16 protein-coding genes are annotated in these 15,121 nt (G+C 34.0%); 9 read left to right on the forward strand and 7 right to left on the reverse strand.

The genetic code is table 11. The annotated features are described in order from the left end of the window. Window positions 1-3: 3 nt before the first annotated feature. Window positions 4-2,169: an endonuclease MutS2 gene (locus NAMH_RS05620; protein WP_015902343.1), complete on the forward strand. Its 2,166-nt coding sequence runs from the start codon at window positions 4-6 to the stop codon at window positions 2,167-2,169. A gap of 278 nt (window positions 2,170-2,447) precedes the next feature. Here NAMH_RS05620 and NAMH_RS05625 read toward each other — a convergent pair whose 3' ends face one another. Beyond that, entirely contained in the window at window positions 2,448-2,972 is a 525-nt protein-coding gene (locus NAMH_RS05625; protein WP_015902684.1) for a peptidylprolyl isomerase, read from the reverse strand. 277 nt (window positions 2,973-3,249) lie between these two features. Between NAMH_RS05625 and trxC the strand changes: the two genes are divergently transcribed. Beyond that, window positions 3,250-3,690, forward strand: a complete 441-nt coding sequence (gene trxC, locus NAMH_RS05630) for a thioredoxin TrxC (RefSeq protein ID WP_015901897.1) — start codon at window positions 3,250-3,252, stop codon at window positions 3,688-3,690. 55 nt (window positions 3,691-3,745) lie between these two features. On the opposite strand, the gene queA is transcribed toward trxC, so the two are convergent. The 3 genes from queA to gatC are packed head-to-tail and all read right to left on the reverse strand — an operon-like array spanning window position 3,746 to window position 6,167. Next, the gene (gene queA, locus NAMH_RS05635; RefSeq protein ID WP_049751153.1) at window positions 3,746-4,789 is read right to left on the reverse strand and encodes a tRNA preQ1(34) S-adenosylmethionine ribosyltransferase-isomerase QueA; all 1,044 of its coding nucleotides are present in this window, start codon (window positions 4,787-4,789) and stop codon (window positions 3,746-3,748) included. A gap of 18 nt (window positions 4,790-4,807) precedes the next feature. Beyond that, on the reverse strand, window positions 4,808-5,875 hold the full coding sequence (locus tag NAMH_RS05640) for a type IV pilus twitching motility protein PilT (RefSeq protein WP_012663611.1): 1,068 nt from the start codon (window positions 5,873-5,875) through the stop codon (window positions 4,808-4,810). Between the two features lie 10 nt (window positions 5,876-5,885). Beyond that, entirely contained in the window at window positions 5,886-6,167 is a 282-nt protein-coding gene (gene gatC / locus NAMH_RS05645; protein ID WP_012663858.1) for an Asp-tRNA(Asn)/Glu-tRNA(Gln) amidotransferase subunit GatC, read from the reverse strand. 52 nt (window positions 6,168-6,219) lie between these two features. Between gatC and hemL the strand changes: the two genes are divergently transcribed. Beyond that, window positions 6,220-7,482 carry a glutamate-1-semialdehyde 2,1-aminomutase gene (hemL, locus tag NAMH_RS05650; protein WP_015902126.1) on the forward strand — a complete coding sequence of 421 codons (1,263 nt, stop codon included), beginning with the start codon at window positions 6,220-6,222 and terminating at the stop codon, window positions 7,480-7,482. Continuing rightward, window positions 7,482-7,796: an AtpZ/AtpI family protein gene (locus NAMH_RS05655; protein WP_015901760.1), complete on the forward strand. Its 315-nt coding sequence runs from the start codon at window positions 7,482-7,484 to the stop codon at window positions 7,794-7,796. The genes hemL and NAMH_RS05655 overlap by 1 nt, the downstream gene beginning before the upstream one ends. A 1-nt stretch (window position 7,797) precedes the next feature. On the opposite strand, the gene NAMH_RS05660 is transcribed toward NAMH_RS05655, so the two are convergent. From NAMH_RS05660 to NAMH_RS05670, 3 genes are read right to left on the reverse strand one after another with little or no spacing between them, the layout of a single operon-like run. Continuing rightward, entirely contained in the window at window positions 7,798-9,042 is a 1,245-nt protein-coding gene (locus NAMH_RS05660; protein WP_015902245.1) for a type II secretion system F family protein, read from the reverse strand. Further along, window positions 9,039-10,676 carry a GspE/PulE family protein gene (locus NAMH_RS05665; protein WP_015902765.1) on the reverse strand — a complete coding sequence of 546 codons (1,638 nt, stop codon included), beginning with the start codon at window positions 10,674-10,676 and terminating at the stop codon, window positions 9,039-9,041. The genes NAMH_RS05660 and NAMH_RS05665 overlap by 4 nt, the downstream gene beginning before the upstream one ends. Further along, window positions 10,673-11,218 (reverse strand): hypothetical protein, encoded by a 546-nt coding sequence (locus NAMH_RS05670; RefSeq protein WP_015902174.1) that lies wholly within the window; start codon window positions 11,216-11,218, stop codon window positions 10,673-10,675. The genes NAMH_RS05665 and NAMH_RS05670 overlap by 4 nt, the downstream gene beginning before the upstream one ends. A 74-nt stretch (window positions 11,219-11,292) precedes the next feature. On the opposite strand from NAMH_RS05670, the gene ilvC reads away from it, so the two are divergent. From ilvC to NAMH_RS05695, 5 genes are all read left to right on the forward strand, one after another. Beyond that, complete coding sequence (gene ilvC / locus NAMH_RS05675) at window positions 11,293-12,312, forward strand: ketol-acid reductoisomerase (RefSeq protein ID WP_012663874.1); 1,020 nt, start codon at window positions 11,293-11,295, stop codon at window positions 12,310-12,312. A 67-nt stretch (window positions 12,313-12,379) separates the two neighbouring features. Further along, window positions 12,380-13,189: a septum site-determining protein MinD gene (gene minD, locus NAMH_RS05680; protein WP_015902584.1), complete on the forward strand. Its 810-nt coding sequence runs from the start codon at window positions 12,380-12,382 to the stop codon at window positions 13,187-13,189. Continuing rightward, window positions 13,186-13,419 (forward strand): cell division topological specificity factor MinE, encoded by a 234-nt coding sequence (gene minE / locus NAMH_RS05685; protein WP_015902219.1) that lies wholly within the window; start codon window positions 13,186-13,188, stop codon window positions 13,417-13,419. Before minD ends, minE begins: the two co-directional genes overlap by 4 nt. Then, window positions 13,416-14,408, forward strand: a complete 993-nt coding sequence (locus tag NAMH_RS05690; RefSeq protein WP_012663857.1) for a divergent polysaccharide deacetylase family protein — start codon at window positions 13,416-13,418, stop codon at window positions 14,406-14,408. Before minE ends, NAMH_RS05690 begins: the two co-directional genes overlap by 4 nt. Continuing rightward, on the forward strand, window positions 14,405-15,112 hold the full coding sequence (locus tag NAMH_RS05695) for a DNA-processing protein DprA (RefSeq protein WP_015902100.1): 708 nt from the start codon (window positions 14,405-14,407) through the stop codon (window positions 15,110-15,112). Before NAMH_RS05690 ends, NAMH_RS05695 begins: the two co-directional genes overlap by 4 nt. Window positions 15,113-15,121: the final 9 nt, after the last annotated feature.

The following is a 15,121-nucleotide window of genomic DNA, read 5'->3' on the forward strand; positions in this document are numbered from 1 at the left end:
CATATGATAAACAAATTAGACTTAGTCGAATACATAAACAAACTCACTTCCCTCTTTGCAAGGGAGAAGGATTATAAAATCCAGGGAAGTATCGAATCGCTTTACAAATACCTCCAAAAACTGCAAAACAGGGATTTTAACGCTCCTCCGAGCGTAAAAAACCTCGATACGGAGATAATGCATCTTAAAAAATTCGGTGTGCTTAAACACGACCAGATTTTTGAATTTCTGAAAATCATACGTTATTTTATTTACCTCAAAACAAGAAACTGGCAGGACCTGTCCGAATGGTTTGATAAAATCGAAATCCCTCAGGACATTCTTGAAATAGACAAACACTACGATAAAAAAGGCGAGGTAATCGGCTTTGAAGAGCTCGATATGATAAATGAACGTATAAAAGAGCTAAAAGCCCAAATCCGCCAGCAGTTATACAAATACATAAATTCAAAAAAACTTGAGCCGTTTTTGGTAGACAAACAGATACACGTCCAAGGAGGTGAAGAAACCCTGCTTGTAAGAGGCGGATACAATAAAGTAATAAACGCCGAAATTCTCGGAAGAAGCCAAAGCGGATTTTTTTACATCTTCCCGAAAACAATAGAAAAACTAAAAGAAAAAGAAGACAACCTCAAAAGCCAAAAAGAAGAGATACTATATGAAATTGCAAAAGAATTTTCAAACAGGCTTAGAAAATGGACTAAATTTTTAGAATTTATAAACCGCGAATTTGACAAATTCGACCACATACAGGCCCGTATTTTTATGGCAAAAAACGAAAATCTTGAATTTATACTGCCGAGTAAAACCAAAAAAATGGTGCTGAAAAACTTCTGCCACCCTGCCCTTAACGAATGTAAACCTATAAACCTTGAATGGGACAAGCAGGTGCTGATTATCACGGGTGTAAACGCCGGGGGTAAAACGATGCTTTTAAAATCAATCCTGAGCTCAGCTTATATGGCAAAACACCTGCTTCCTATGAAAATCAGGGAAAATTCCATAATCCCATCGTTTAAAGAGATAAAACCGATAATCGACGATCCGCAAAACGTAAAAAACGACATTTCAACATTTGCAGGAAGAATTAAAGAGTTTAAAGAAGTCTTTTTCAAAGAAAATTACCTTATAGGCGTGGATGAGATTGAACTCGGAACGGACGCCAACGAAGCGGCGAGTCTATTTAAGGTGATAATTGAAGAGATTATGAAAAAAAACCGAATAGTCATCACAACCCACCACAAACGCCTTGCGACGCTTCTTGCACAAAACGAAGAAGTGGAGCTTCTCGCCGCAATTTACGATGAAAAAAACCAAAAACCGACCTATGAATTTATAAAAGGAACCATCGGTAAAAGTTACGCGTTTGAAACGGCAAAAAGATACGGAATTCCGTTTAACATCATAGAAAAAGCCAAAAAAGAATACAGCGACGATCTTGAAAAACTTGATGTACTTATAGAAAAATCGGCGGCTCTTGAATTTGAACAAAAACAAAAAATCAAAGAGCTTGAAAGCGAACTTGAAGACGTTAAACTTCTAAAAGAATCTCTAATCCGTCAAAAAGAGGAGTTTAACGAAACCATAGAAAAAGAAAAAAATCGCCTTTTAAAAGAATATAATGAAGCAATTAAAAAAGCAAAAGAAGCCATAAGGGCCAAATCCGTAAAAGACGCACACAGGGCCCTTAACGAAGCAAATAAAGTTCGCTCAAACATAAAAGTCAAAAAAAGCGAAATTAATAAAGAGTTTAAAGTCGGCGACACGGTCAAATACTTTACAAGCATAGGGGAAATACTCGATATAAAAGGCAAAAACGCTCTTGTTGACATAGACGGTAAAAAACTCTGGATTCCAAAAAACAGCCTTGAGCCGTACAGACTGCCTAAAAAAGCAAAAGCACAGATCATTAAACCGAAAGCCTCCAAAGTCGACATTAAACTCGATCTTCACGGTATGAGGCTTGAAGAAGCGCTTGAAAAAACCGAAGAGTATTTAAATAACGCTGCTCTTGCAGGACTCGAAGAAGTATGGATTTATCACGGAATGGGTAAAGGAATACTTGCCAAAGGAATTACTGAGCTTTTAAAACAGCACCCTCTTGTAAAAGAATTTCACGACGCACCTCCGCATATGGGAGGGTACGGAGCTAAAATCGTCAAACTTTAACTTTTTCTCTTTTTAGCTTAGTAAAATAAACTTATATGAAACACAATACAATCAAAGTGAATAAAATAATAAATGATTAGTGTCAGGCACCTCATGTTTGTTGAAGAAATTTTTGATATGGTTCAGTAAGAGAGAATTATTTTCAATTGTTTTTTTTAATTTCAATTTTTCTAATTATATGTATATTGCAGTTATAAAAGATCTGATTCAAAATTTATACAATAACATTTAATACTAAATAAAGTGACAGCTTACAAAACTGTCACTTTATCCTTAAATTAATCTCTTTTTTCATAAATCTCTATAGTTTTGATTTCATCGTTTTTTTTGATTGAATCAAGTACTTTAAAGCTCTCTTCATCACCCTCTTCTATACCGCCGAATACAGTATGAACCCCGTCAAGATGAGGACAGTCTGTAAAACAGATAAAAAACTGGCTGCCTCCCGTATCTTTTCCGGCATGAGCCATTGAAAGGGAGCCTCTTTTGTGAACTTGTTTCGGTGCATCCGTTTCACACTCTATCGCCCATCCCGGACCTCCGGTACCGGGCATTCCTTTGGCTCCATCTTTTGAATTAGGACATCCTCCCTGCGCCATAAAACCCGGAATGACTCTGTGAAATTTAAGTCCGTCGTAAAATCCTTCTTTTGCAAGATGTGCGAAGTTTGCCACCGTATTAGGCGTAGCTTCAGGGAAAAGTTTTACCCAAATATCACCTTTATCGGTTACAATTTTTGCGTAATTGTTTTTTTCAACATCGCTTAAATCATATTTTTTAAGTTCTTTTTTTAATCCGAACATTTTATCTCCTTATATAAAAATTAACGTAAAAGTAAACAAATGACAGCGTTGCGAAATTTAGTGAAAAATTTTGCGTATAAAAAATTGCACCTACCCGAAGGGCAGCCATAGCTGTTTGCAATTTTTAGCAAAATTTAAACGTTATTAAGCAAAATAAGCTCTCAGCTGTCATTGTTTAACTTTGAAGTTAAACTTAATAGAATTATACCAAATTTATTTGACAATTGATACAAAAGTTTATATAATAGCGCTAAAGTTTTTTGATAAAGGAGTGAGAATGAGTGATATAGTTATTGCATGTCCACATTGTAAAAGTTTAAATAAATTACCTAAAAAAGACGAATATAAAAAAGCGGTATGCGGAGTATGTAAGGGCAACCTTCTTGAGAATAAAGCCATTTCCGTTGACAGTTACGACGAGTTTCAAAAAATAGTAAACTCTGTAACAGTTCCTGTGATTATTGATTTCTGGGCTGAATGGTGCGGTCCGTGCCAGATGTTTGCACCAATATTTAATAAAGTAGCGGGAAGTTTTCCGCTTCAGGCTCAATTTATTAAAGTCAACACAGACAAAAACCAACAAGCAGCCATGCAGTTTGGAATTAGAAGTATTCCTACAATAGTAGCTCTAAAAGACGGAGTGGAAATAGACAGAGCCATGGGTGCATTGGATGAATTTAGTTTTAGTATGTGGGTAGATAAGATAGTTGAAAGTTAAAAATGTAAAGTGAAAAGTGATTTAAACTTTTCACTTTTAACTCTTCATTGTGCACTCATATAATGAGCATTGCGTCTCCGTAGCTGTAAAAACGGTATTCGTTTTTTATGGCTTCTTCATATAGTTCAAGAGTTTTTTTTCTTCCTATAAATGCAGCTACAAGCATAATAAGCGTAGATTTTGGCAAATGAAAGTTTGTGAGAAGATGATTTACTCTAATCGGAGGATTCAGAGGGTTTAAAAACAGATCGCACTCGCCTGAGAGTTTACCCGTCCTCGCATAATATTCCACAGTTCTTGTAACGGTTGTCCCGACTGCTACTATTTCTTCACTGCCATCAAGCACCCTTGCGGTATCTTCAGGTATTTCAAAAAATTCACTGTGCATTTTATGCTCTCTTATATCCTCAACATCCACCGGTTTAAACGTACCGGCTCCCACATGCAGGGTTAAATATGATTTTTTATCTATTTTATTTAAAAGCTCGTCCGTAAAATGTAAGCTCGCTGTAGGAGCGGCAACTGCTCCTTCTTTTTTGGCAAATACTGTCTGGTATTCTTTTTCGTCTATTTTTTCATCTTCTCTTTTAATATACGGAGGAAGCGGAACATGCCCTATTTCTTCAAGAATTTTTACTAACTGTAAAAAATCAATTTCTTTTTCAGTTTTACATTTTTCACTTTTCACTTTAAACTTCACCACCCTGCTTCCGTCATCAAGCAGTTCAACGACCTCTGCCATAAGTCCCTTGTCAAAAAAAAGTCTGCTTCCCGGTTTAACTTTACCTCTTATGTATACAAGATAACCGTCTCTATAAGGTCTGTTAAGAAGCAGTTCAACCTTTCCGCCGGTTTCTTTTGTTCCGAAAATTCTGGCCTTTATAACTTTTGTATTATTAAATATAAAATGAGATTCACCCACAAAATCAAGTATATTTCTAAACACTGTATGTGTAATTCTGTCTGTTTTTCTATCATAAACGAGAAGTTTGGCACTATCCCGGGGAGTTACGGGATATCTGGCTATTAAATTTTCAGGCAGGTTATAATCGTATGATGATACCAATACATCCTTATTAATCAGTTGATCACTTTTCATTTTTCACTTTTAACTTCATTATACGCCTATAAGTTTTCTAAGCTCTTCCGGTTTAGTAGTATAAGCCATTGCAGTTTCTTTATCTATAATATGGCGTCTAACATATTCAGCGAGAACCTGATTCATAGTCTGCATTCCGGTTGCACCTTGATTAAGCTGCATTTGCGAATAAATCTGAGGAATTTTATTTTCACGGATAAGGTTTGCAATTGCCGGGTTATTAATCATAATTTCATGAGCGGCAATTCTACCTCCTCCTATTTTAGGAAGTAAGCTTTGTGAAATAACTGCAAGTATAGCCATAGAAAGCTGAGTTCTTATTTGATCCTGTTCGTTTGCAGGGAAAACGTTTACGATTCTGTTGATTGTCTGAACGGCAGAGTTAGTATGCAATGTAGCAAATACAAGGTGCCCTGTTTCAGCTGCAGTAATTGCTGCACCGATAGTTTCTTTATCTCTCATCTCTCCGATTAAGATCACATCCGGGTCTTCCCTAAGTGAAGCTCTTAGAGCGTTTAAAAACGCTTTTGTATCTCTTCCGACTTCTCTTTGGGAAATAAGTGATTTTTTATGCTCATGCACAAACTCAATAGGATCTTCAATTGTAATAATATGTTTTGAAAAAGCTTCGTTTATTTCATTTATCATTGCAGCAAGTGTTGTAGATTTACCGCTACCTGTTGGACCCGTTACAAGAATAAGCCCTTTTTCCCTTCTTACTATTCTTTTAAATATTGCAGGTGCGTGAAGTTCTTCTAATGTAAAAGGTTTTTCAGGAATAATTCTGTATGCAGCAGCTAAATTTTCTCTTTCAAAATAGTAATTTGCCCTAAATCTCGCAACTTTCGGAATTTCAAAAGAAAAGTCAAGTTCTAATTGATCTTCTAATGCAGCCTTTTGTTTTTCAGTTAAAACAGAATAACAAAGCTCAATTACATCTTCTTTGGTAAGTTTAGGAAGGTTTAGTGGTGTTAACTTACCATCAATTCTTAGCATCGGTTCAGCATTTACATTAAGATGCAAATCCGATGCTTTGTAATCTTTTATACTTCTTAAAAGTTGTTCAAGTGAATATGTTAGTGCCATGGTTTTTACCTTATTCTATAATTTTCGGAACTATAAAGAACCCATCCTTTGCTTTTGGTGCATGCTCTAATATCTCTTCAATTACATTGTTTTTGATTGGTTCGTCTTCTCTTAAATAAGTTGAATTGTCAAGTGTAGAAAATGTTGCATCTACATTACTTGTATCAAGTTCATTTAGCATTTCTACAAATTCGACGATTTCAGCCAAATCCTTAGCCATTGAAGCTTTGTCTTCAATTTCAACCATACTTAGCGTTTCAAGTCTTTTAACTAAACTCTCATCTATTTTCATTACCAACCTTTTTTTGTATAATTTTAGCAAATATTATTTAAAAAGGATAGTTATGGGCATTTTCGAAGAAGCTAAAAAATATATTGTAGGTGGTGTAAACTCACCTGTAAGAGCATTTAAAAGCGTTGGCGGTGAACCTCCTTTTATTGAAAAAGGGGAAGGTGCATACATTTATGATATTAACGGAAACAAGTACCTTGATTATATTCAAAGCTGGGGTCCTTTGATTTTCGGTCACTGTGACAAGGATATTGAAAAAGCAATATGCAATGCCGTTAGCAAAGGAGTAAGTTTCGGCGCTCCTACAACGGTTGAAGTAGAACTTGCAAAAGAAGTATTAGATCTTTTTCCGCATTTGGATTTAATAAGATTCGTTAACAGCGGTACGGAAGCAACAATGAGTGCTATCAGGGTTGCAAGAGGAGTGAGCGGAAAAGACGATATTATTAAATTCGAAGGGTGCTACCACGGACACAGCGACAGCTTGCTTGTAAGTGCTGGAAGCGGTGCTGCAACATTCGGAACACCGTCAAGTCCGGGAGTTCCGGCAGATTTTACAAAACACACATTGCTGGCAAAATACAACGACATTGAAAGTGTAAAAAAATGTTTCGAAAACGGTAATGTGGGATGTGTTATTATAGAACCTATTGCAGGAAATATGAGTTTGGTTCCGGCTGAGAAAGAATTTTTAACTGAACTTAGAGAACTATGTACAAAAAATGGAGCAATTTTAATATTTGATGAAGTAATGAGCGGATTCAGAGCGGGACTTAGAGGAAGTTACGACGTTTACGGAATAGAAGCGGATATTGTAACATTCGGTAAAGTAATCGGGGGAGGAATGCCGGTAGGAGCTTTCGCAGGTAAAAAAGTGATCATGGAACAGTTAAGTCCGGAAGGTCCGATTTATCAGGCGGGAACACTTTCAGGAAACCCTGTGGCTATGAGTGCCGGACTTGCTATGCTTAAAAAATTAAAATCAAACCCTGAACTTTATAAAGATCTTGAGTCAAAAGCTAAAAAATTAATGAAAGGTTTTGAAGAAATTTCAAAAGAAAACGGAATCGATATCCAGACAAATGTTGTTGGAAGTATGTTCGGATTTTTCTTTAATTCGAAAAAACCTAAAAATTTTGACGACGTAAACGAAAGTGATACAAAAAGATATGCAAAATTTCATTCTGAAATGTTAAAAAGAGGATTTTATTTTGCACCGAGTGCATATGAAACAGGATTTATCTGTACTGTTATGAACGATACTGATATCGATGCAACATTAAACGCATATAAAGAAATTGCACCGAGCCTGTAATGAATAAAAAACAACAAAAAGGTAAATTAGGTAAAACAGTAGAGGGAGCAGAAAAACTCTCTCTTGGCATTTCCATTGTAGTTGCTATACTTATGGGAATTGGTGTAGGTATATTACTTAAAAAATGGACAGGCTATTCATGGACGCTTTGGCTTGGAGTTTTTTGGGGAGTAGCTGCAGCAATAATGAATATCAAAATTGAATACAATAAATTAAAAAAAGATTTTGATAAAGTCGCAAAAGATCCTAAATACAAAAATTATAAAATGAATACAAAAGACGAAGACGAACTCTTAGAAGAGTTCGAAAAGTAGATTAAATATTTTTAGCGGCGTTTGCCAAATCCCACATAGGTAAGAAAATACCAAGAGCAATTAACAATACAAGACCACCTATAACAGTAAGCATGATAGGCTCAATAGAAGCCTGCATATTATCAATGATGTCCTGGAATCTGTCTTCATAATAACCCGCGGCACTTTCAAGCATACTGTCAAGTTCCCCTGAGTCTTCACCGGCACTAATCATTCTAAGAGCAACGAAATTTACAAGGTTTTGTTCCGCTACCATTTCGGCAAAACTTCTACCTTGATTAATACCTTTAATAATTTCTTTTATTTTATTTTTTAGCACTTCATTTTCAATAATACCCTCACTAATTTTAAGAGCGTCAACAAGTGGAATCCCACTTTTCAACAATGAAGCCATAGTCATAAGAAACCTGTGTAGTGTGGAATATTCAATAATTTTATTAATTAAAAATGTCCTTAATAAAATTTTATCCATCTGTAATTTGAAACTATATGAAGTCTTATAAAAAAACGTAACTATTACTACTACAGCAATAATAACACTTAAAACAAGAAAACCGTATTGAGAAAGAATTTTCTCTATTAATAAAAGAATTCTGGTAGGCAAAGGCAACTCGGCATGTAGCTGTTCAAACATAGCTTTAAATTTCGGAACAACAACCAAAATCAAGAAAGTAAATGCGGCTGCAATTGCTATTAATGTAATAACAGGATATCTCAACGCTTTTACCATTTTTCTTCTATTTTCATACATATTTTCATATATCTGAGCAAGGCTCTCTAAGGCCATAACCAAATCCCCTGTTTGTTCTCCGAGCCTTACCATTGCCAAAGAGATACCGCCTAAATATTCTTCATATTCAGCAAATGTGTCGGATAAAGATTTCCCGCTATCAATAGCTTCCGCAGCTTTTAAAAACACTTCTTTGATCAATGCATCTTTTGTATTATTTGCAATATCTTCAAGCGCATCTTTAAGTGATATACCTGCTTTAATTAAAACGGCAAGCTGTCTGATAGAAGAAATATACGAAGGATAATTCAACTTTTTACGCAAAATTTTTGCTCTAAAAATATCTTTAATAATTTTAAGTTTTTCCTCAAAAGGCATAGGTATTTCTTCGATTTTAATCAACATACCTTTATTGATTTTTTTACCATCAATAATAGCTTCAGCTTTATTAAGAGATTTAATGACAACGTCCTGTTTATGTCCTTTATAAAGGAACGTAATTTTATAGTATTTCATAGCTTAGCCACCCTATAAACTTCTTCTAATGTAGTAACACCTTTTAATGCCTTTATGAGTCCGTCGTAAAACATGGTCTTATAATCCTTTCCTCTAAGATAATGTAAAAGTTCGAGTTTTTCTTTCTTTTTTGATATTAATGATTCTAAATTTTCATCATTTAAAAACACCTCGGTTATCAACGTCCTTCCGGCATACCCAGTCATATTACATTTTTCACACCCTTTACCTCTGTAAAAAACAGAATCTTTAGGTAAAATATTTTTAATTGGTTCAAGATATACATCGGCAGGTTTGTATGTTGTTTTACAATAAGGACAAATTGTTTTAACAAGTCTTTGTGCTTCCACCCCAATTAAAGCAGTAGCTACCAAAAAAGAATCAGCCCCCATATCTATCATTCTGTTAATTGCACTTACTGCATCATTTGTATGTAATGTTGATAAAACCAAGTGACCGGTCATTGCCGCTTTAATAGCAATTTCGAGTGTTTCAAGATCCCTTATCTCCCCGATCATGATAATATCCGGGTCCTGTCTTAATATACTTCTAAGAGCACCGGCAAAAGTCAATCCAACTTTCGGATTAACCTGAACTTGTTGAATCCCTTTAAGTTTATATTCTACAGGATCTTCAACCGTGATTATTTTTTTATCTGTACTGTTTATTTCATTAAGTGCTGCATATAACGTTGTAGATTTACCACTTCCGGTAGGACCTGTTACAAGGAAAATACCGTTAGGCTGTGAAAGCGCTTTTTTTAGAAGACTTAAATTTTTATCGCTAATACCTATTTCATCAATTCTTTTTAATATACTTCTTTTATCAAGAATCCTAATAACAATACTTTCACCCCAAATCGTAGGAAGTGTCGACACCCTGAAATCAAATTTGTTTTTTCCGAACTGCATAGAAAACGAACCGTCCTGCGGCTTTCTTTTTTCACTTACATCCAAATTTGCAAGAAGTTTTATTCTTGAGTTTATTGCATAAAATATTTCTTCGTCAAAATCCAAAAATTCATATAACGTTCCGAAGATTCTTATTCTTACCTCCGCTTCTCCCTCTTCCGCTTCTATATGAATATCACTTGCGTTTCTTTCTATGGCGCTAACTATGATATATTTAATCAGCCTCATTATTGCCGATTCGTCGCCTTTAATTTCCTGACCTTTTAACTCTTTTTTAATATCGTTGAGTATTTCTCTTACTTTTTCCCTATCTTCTACTTTTCTTATTATTTTTCTGATATCGTCTTTAAAACCTAAAACTATTTCAAGATTTTTATCATGGAAAAATCTTTTAATTAAAGCCTGTGCGTTCCAATCAAGCGGATCAGCCATTGCAACGACGACTTTATCGTATTTCACTTCAACAGGAACTGCCAGTGTCTGTTTTAAGATATTTACAGGGATTTTAATATCTCTAAGTCTCACATGTTCCAAATCATCAATGTATCTTAAACCTAATTGCTTAGAAACATGTTCCAAATATTCTTTTTTAGAAATAAATCCAAGCTCAAATAAAATATCAACAAACTTTTTAGCAGGATGCTCTTTTTGATATTCTAAGGCTTTTTTATATTGCTCTTCAGAAATTATTTTGTTTTGAAGCCATTTTTCTTCCGCTTTCACCAGTAATACTCCCTTTTTTCTAACTGACCGTTAATTAATGTATCAATCACTATATTGTTTCTTTTTGTCATCCATATTTTATATTTTTTATTGTGCAGATTAATTATAATTGAGTTACCTTCTTTTTCATAATCACCATCTTGAATATATTTAAACAGTCTTCCCAATTCGTTATCATTAATAGTAGGCAATTTAATATCACCCATATTTAAATCATCGTTTAATAACTGCATGATTAGTTTTTTCATTAAAAACAAAGTAACTATATATGTGGCGTTCTTTCTACCCTCTTTTGTTACTTTTAATACTTTTGCTAAATCCAATGCCGGTGTTATGTATCTTTTTTTCAAACATGAATAAGCAACCAATGAAAGCAGATCTTCTCTTTTATTGTTGTATTCATTAATGAATTTCCATCTTTTATCGCAAATATATGTATAATATTTCTGGTTAAACAGCTCGATCAAAGATTTGTTTTTTAAATCATCCTGTCCTGAAAAAAGAAAATTAAAAAATATAACCAACACCAATATTTTCTTCATACAAAAACTCCTTTATCAAAACAATCAATTATAACAAATTATTTGCTATAATTCCAAAAAAAAGGAGATTTAATATGTCACTAAATATTTATTATGATAAAGATTGTGATTTAAGCATAATCAAAAGCAAAAAAGTAGCAATGATAGGATTCGGTTCTCAAGGACACGCTCACGCTCTTAATTTAAGAGACAGCGGTGTTGATGTTGTTGTTGGTCTTAGAAAAGGTAGCAAATCTTGGGAAAAAGCTGAAGCTCAAGGATTTAAAGTATTACCTGTTGATGAAGCTGTAAAAGAAGCTGATGTAGTAATGATTTTACTTCCGGATGAAATTCAAGCGGATATTTATTATTCTCAAATCGAACCAAACCTTAAAAAAGGTGCGACAATCGCATTCGGTCACGGATTCAACATCCATTTCGGTCAAATTAAACCAAGAGAAGATTTAAACGTAATCATGGTGGCTCCAAAAGCACCAGGGCATACAGTTAGAAGCGAATTCGTAAGAGGTGGTGGTATTCCGGATCTTATCGCTGTATACCAAGGCGGTGAAGAAGCTAAAAAATTAGCATTATCTTACGCAAGTGCAATCGGTGGAGGAAGAACAGGTATTATCGAAACTACGTTCAAAGACGAAACAGAAACTGACCTTTTCGGTGAGCAGGCAGTACTTTGCGGTGGTGTTACAGCACTTATCAATGCCGGGTTCGAAACACTTACAGAAGCTGGATACGCACCAGAAATGGCATACTTTGAATGTCTACACGAATTAAAACTTATCGTTGATTTATTGTATGAAGGTGGTATGGCAAATATGAGATATTCTATTTCAAACACTGCTGAATACGGTGATTATGTAAGTGGACCGAGAGTAATCGGAGAAGAAAGCAAAAAAGCTATGAAAGAAATCTTAACTGAAATTCAAAACGGTAAATTTGCTAAAGATTTCATTCTTGAAAGAAAAGCAGGTTATGTAAGAATGAACGCTGAAAGACAACTTACAGAAAACAGCCTTCTTGAACAAACAGGTAAAAAACTTAGAGAAATGATGCCTTGGATTACTAAAAACAAAATCGTAGATCCTACTAAAAACTAATTTTCTCCCTTTTTGGGACTTATAAAGTTTACAATGTAGATTTTATAAGTCACACAAAGGAGTTAATTTGGCACAGGTTATTACAATTACAAGCGGAAAAGGCGGAGTTGGTAAATCTACAACAACTGCGAATATTGCAACAGCGCTTGCAAAACTCGGTAAAAAAGTCGTAGCGGTTGATTTTGATATAGGGCTGAGAAACCTTGATATGATTTTAGGACTTGAAAATAGAATTGTTTATGATGTTGTCGACGTAATGGAAGGACATTGTAATCTTGCACAAGCTATCATCAAAGACAAAAGAACACAAAACCTGCATTTTCTGCCTGCAAGTCAGACTAAAGATAAAAACGTACTTAACAAAGAAAAAGTTGAAAATCTTGTAGAAGAATTAAAAAAAGATTTTGATTATATTCTTATCGACTCTCCTGCAGGTATTGAAAGCGGATTTGAGCATTCAATATACCTTGCCGACAGAGCACTTATAGTTACGACTCCTGAAATATCTTCAGTAAGAGATGCCGACAGGGTTATAGGTATCATTGATGCAAAAAGCAAAAAAGCCCAGGAAGGTGAAGAAGTACAAAAACATATTATCGTAAACAGAATAAAACCGGAACTTGTAGAAAAAGGTGAAATGCTTTCAATCGACGACGTACTTCACATACTTGCACTTCCTCTTATAGGTGTGGTTCCAGATGATGAAGATATAGTAAAATCTACAAACCTGGGTGAACCTATTGCCTTAAATGAAAAATCAATTGTCGGTGAAGCATTCAGAAGAATCGCTAAAAGAATCGAGGGTGAAGATGTTGAATTTTTAGACTTAAGCACTAAAAAAGGATTTTTAGGCAAATTAAAAGGACTTTTCAAATGAGTTTTTTTGACATATTCAAAAAGAAAAAATCAAAAGACGTGGCAAAAGATAGACTTATGATGATGCTCGCTTATGAAAGAGCAAATACAAAAATAGAAAACTTGGATGAAATGAAAAAAGATTTAATCAATGTGGTAAAAAAATATTTAAACGTTAAAGACGTACATATTAAATCAAATTCAAACCAAGATATTGAAACTTTAGAAGTGGAAATAATTCTTAACAAATGAAAAAAACTCGTAAAAAGAAAAAGACTTCAAAAAAGTCTTTTAATTTAAAATATATTATTTATATTCTTCTTTTAATTATTTTTTCTTTAAGTGCATTTATAATCGGTATTATTTATACACAAAAAAATTACGAAAAAGAGCTAAAAAAAACACAAAACAGCATAAAAATACTCCAGGAAAAAATTAAAAAATTAAAAAAATCATCACAAAAACAAGAAAAAAAAGAAACTTATTCTTCCGTCCCTTCGGAAATAATGGATTATAAAAAATCTCATAACACAACTATAATATTACCTCCTAAAACTAAAGAAAAACCCGCTTTTATCCCTCTAAGTAAAAAACCAAAACTCGTAATTATAATAGACGATGTATCATTTAAAGGACAGGTTAAAAAAATAAAAAAAATTCCTTATAAAATCACTCCGTCATTTTTTCCTCCTACAAACAGACATCCAAACACCGCCGTTTATGCAAAAGAATTTTCTCATTATATGGTTCATTTACCTATGCAGGCGATACATTTTAAAAAACCTGAACCTAAAACTCTGAATATTAACGACTCATATCTAACCATTCTTTCAAGAATTGACGAAATTAAAAAAATGTTCCCGAAAGCCAAATTCATTAACAACCACACAGGTAGTACTTTTACATCAAACAAAGAAGCTATGATAAAACTGTTCAGAGCTTTGAAAACTGAAAATATGGGATTTGTAGATTCAAAAACCACTCCAAACTCCAAAGCTAAAGAAGCACAAAAAGAATTCTATATCCCTCTTTATTCAAGAAATATTTTTTTAGATAATGAAGAAAATCCGACTTATATTAGAAATCAATTAAAAAAAGCTGTAAAAATCGCGCAAAAAAGAGGCTATGCCATTGCTATCGGACATCCTCACTCAATAACACTTGAAACATTAAAAAACTCAACGGACATTCTTAAAAATATCGATGTAGTTTATATTGACGAATTATCAAAGAACAAATGAAAACAAACAAAATAAAATATTTAGGGTTTGATTTATATTACAAAGGCAATTTAGAATTGTTAAACAAACCCAAAATAGCAATTGTGGGCAGCAGAAGAGCAAGTAAATACTCAAAAGACATTACAAAGATTCTCGCCAAAAGACTTTCTCAAAAATACGTAATCGTAAGCGGAGGTGCTTTAGGTATTGACAAAGCCGCACATGAAGGTGCATATCCGAATACTATTTTCGTTTCACCCTCTTCTTTGGATATAATTTATCCTAAATCAAACAAATCCCTGATCCAAAATATATATGAAAACCCTCTTGCAATTAGCGAATACGAAATGAATTTCGCACCTTTTAAACACACTTTTTTACAAAGAAACAGAATAATAGTAAAAATCAGTAATCTTGTTATTATTGCTGAAGCAAATATCAAAAGCGGAAGCATGAGAAGTTTTGAGTGGGCGAAAGAATACGGGAAAAAAGTATACGTATTGCCTCACAGAATAAATGAAAGTTCCGGAACAAGACATCTGGCTAAAGAAAATATGGCGGAAGTTATCTGGGATATTGATGAATTTTGCGAGAATTTAGGTATTGAAAAAAACACTAATATACTAACGCTAAATGAAGCGCTGCAAAAGTACGGAAGCACTTTGTACGAAATGGAACTCGAAGGAAAAGTTGAAATTAAAAATGGAAAAGTTTATTTTAATTGAAAATGGAGA

The sequence above is a fragment of the Nautilia profundicola AmH genome (assembly GCF_000021725.1).
Classification (GTDB): Bacteria; Campylobacterota; Campylobacteria; order Campylobacterales; family Nautiliaceae; genus Nautilia; species Nautilia profundicola.

What these genes read in the sequence shown, in the direction of transcription:
- trxC (WP_015901897.1), top strand. Translation starts at nt 3,250, where the DNA reads ATGAGTGATATAGTTATTGCATGTCCACATTGTAAAAGTTTAAATAAA.
- NAMH_RS05640 (WP_012663611.1), bottom strand. Translation starts at nt 5,875, where the DNA reads ATGGCACTAACATATTCACTTGAACAACTTTTAAGAAGTATAAAAGAT.
- minE (WP_015902219.1), top strand. Translation starts at nt 13,186, where the DNA reads ATGAGTTTTTTTGACATATTCAAAAAGAAAAAATCAAAAGACGTGGCA.
- NAMH_RS05660 (WP_015902245.1), bottom strand. Translation starts at nt 9,042, where the DNA reads ATGAAATACTATAAAATTACGTTCCTTTATAAAGGACATAAACAGGAC.
- ilvC (WP_012663874.1), top strand. Translation starts at nt 11,293, where the DNA reads ATGTCACTAAATATTTATTATGATAAAGATTGTGATTTAAGCATAATC.
- hemL (WP_015902126.1), top strand. Translation starts at nt 6,220, where the DNA reads ATGGGCATTTTCGAAGAAGCTAAAAAATATATTGTAGGTGGTGTAAAC.
- NAMH_RS05625 (WP_015902684.1), bottom strand. Translation starts at nt 2,972, where the DNA reads ATGTTCGGATTAAAAAAAGAACTTAAAAAATATGATTTAAGCGATGTT.
- NAMH_RS05620 (WP_015902343.1), top strand. Translation starts at nt 4, where the DNA reads ATGATAAACAAATTAGACTTAGTCGAATACATAAACAAACTCACTTCC.
- gatC (WP_012663858.1), bottom strand. Translation starts at nt 6,167, where the DNA reads ATGAAAATAGATGAGAGTTTAGTTAAAAGACTTGAAACGCTAAGTATG.
- NAMH_RS05670 (WP_015902174.1), bottom strand. Translation starts at nt 11,218, where the DNA reads ATGAAGAAAATATTGGTGTTGGTTATATTTTTTAATTTTCTTTTTTCA.
- queA (WP_049751153.1), bottom strand. Translation starts at nt 4,789, where the DNA reads ATGAAAAGTGATCAACTGATTAATAAGGATGTATTGGTATCATCATAC.
- NAMH_RS05690 (WP_012663857.1), top strand. Translation starts at nt 13,416, where the DNA reads ATGAAAAAAACTCGTAAAAAGAAAAAGACTTCAAAAAAGTCTTTTAAT.
- NAMH_RS05655 (WP_015901760.1), top strand. Translation starts at nt 7,482, where the DNA reads ATGAATAAAAAACAACAAAAAGGTAAATTAGGTAAAACAGTAGAGGGA.
- NAMH_RS05695 (WP_015902100.1), top strand. Translation starts at nt 14,405, where the DNA reads ATGAAAACAAACAAAATAAAATATTTAGGGTTTGATTTATATTACAAA.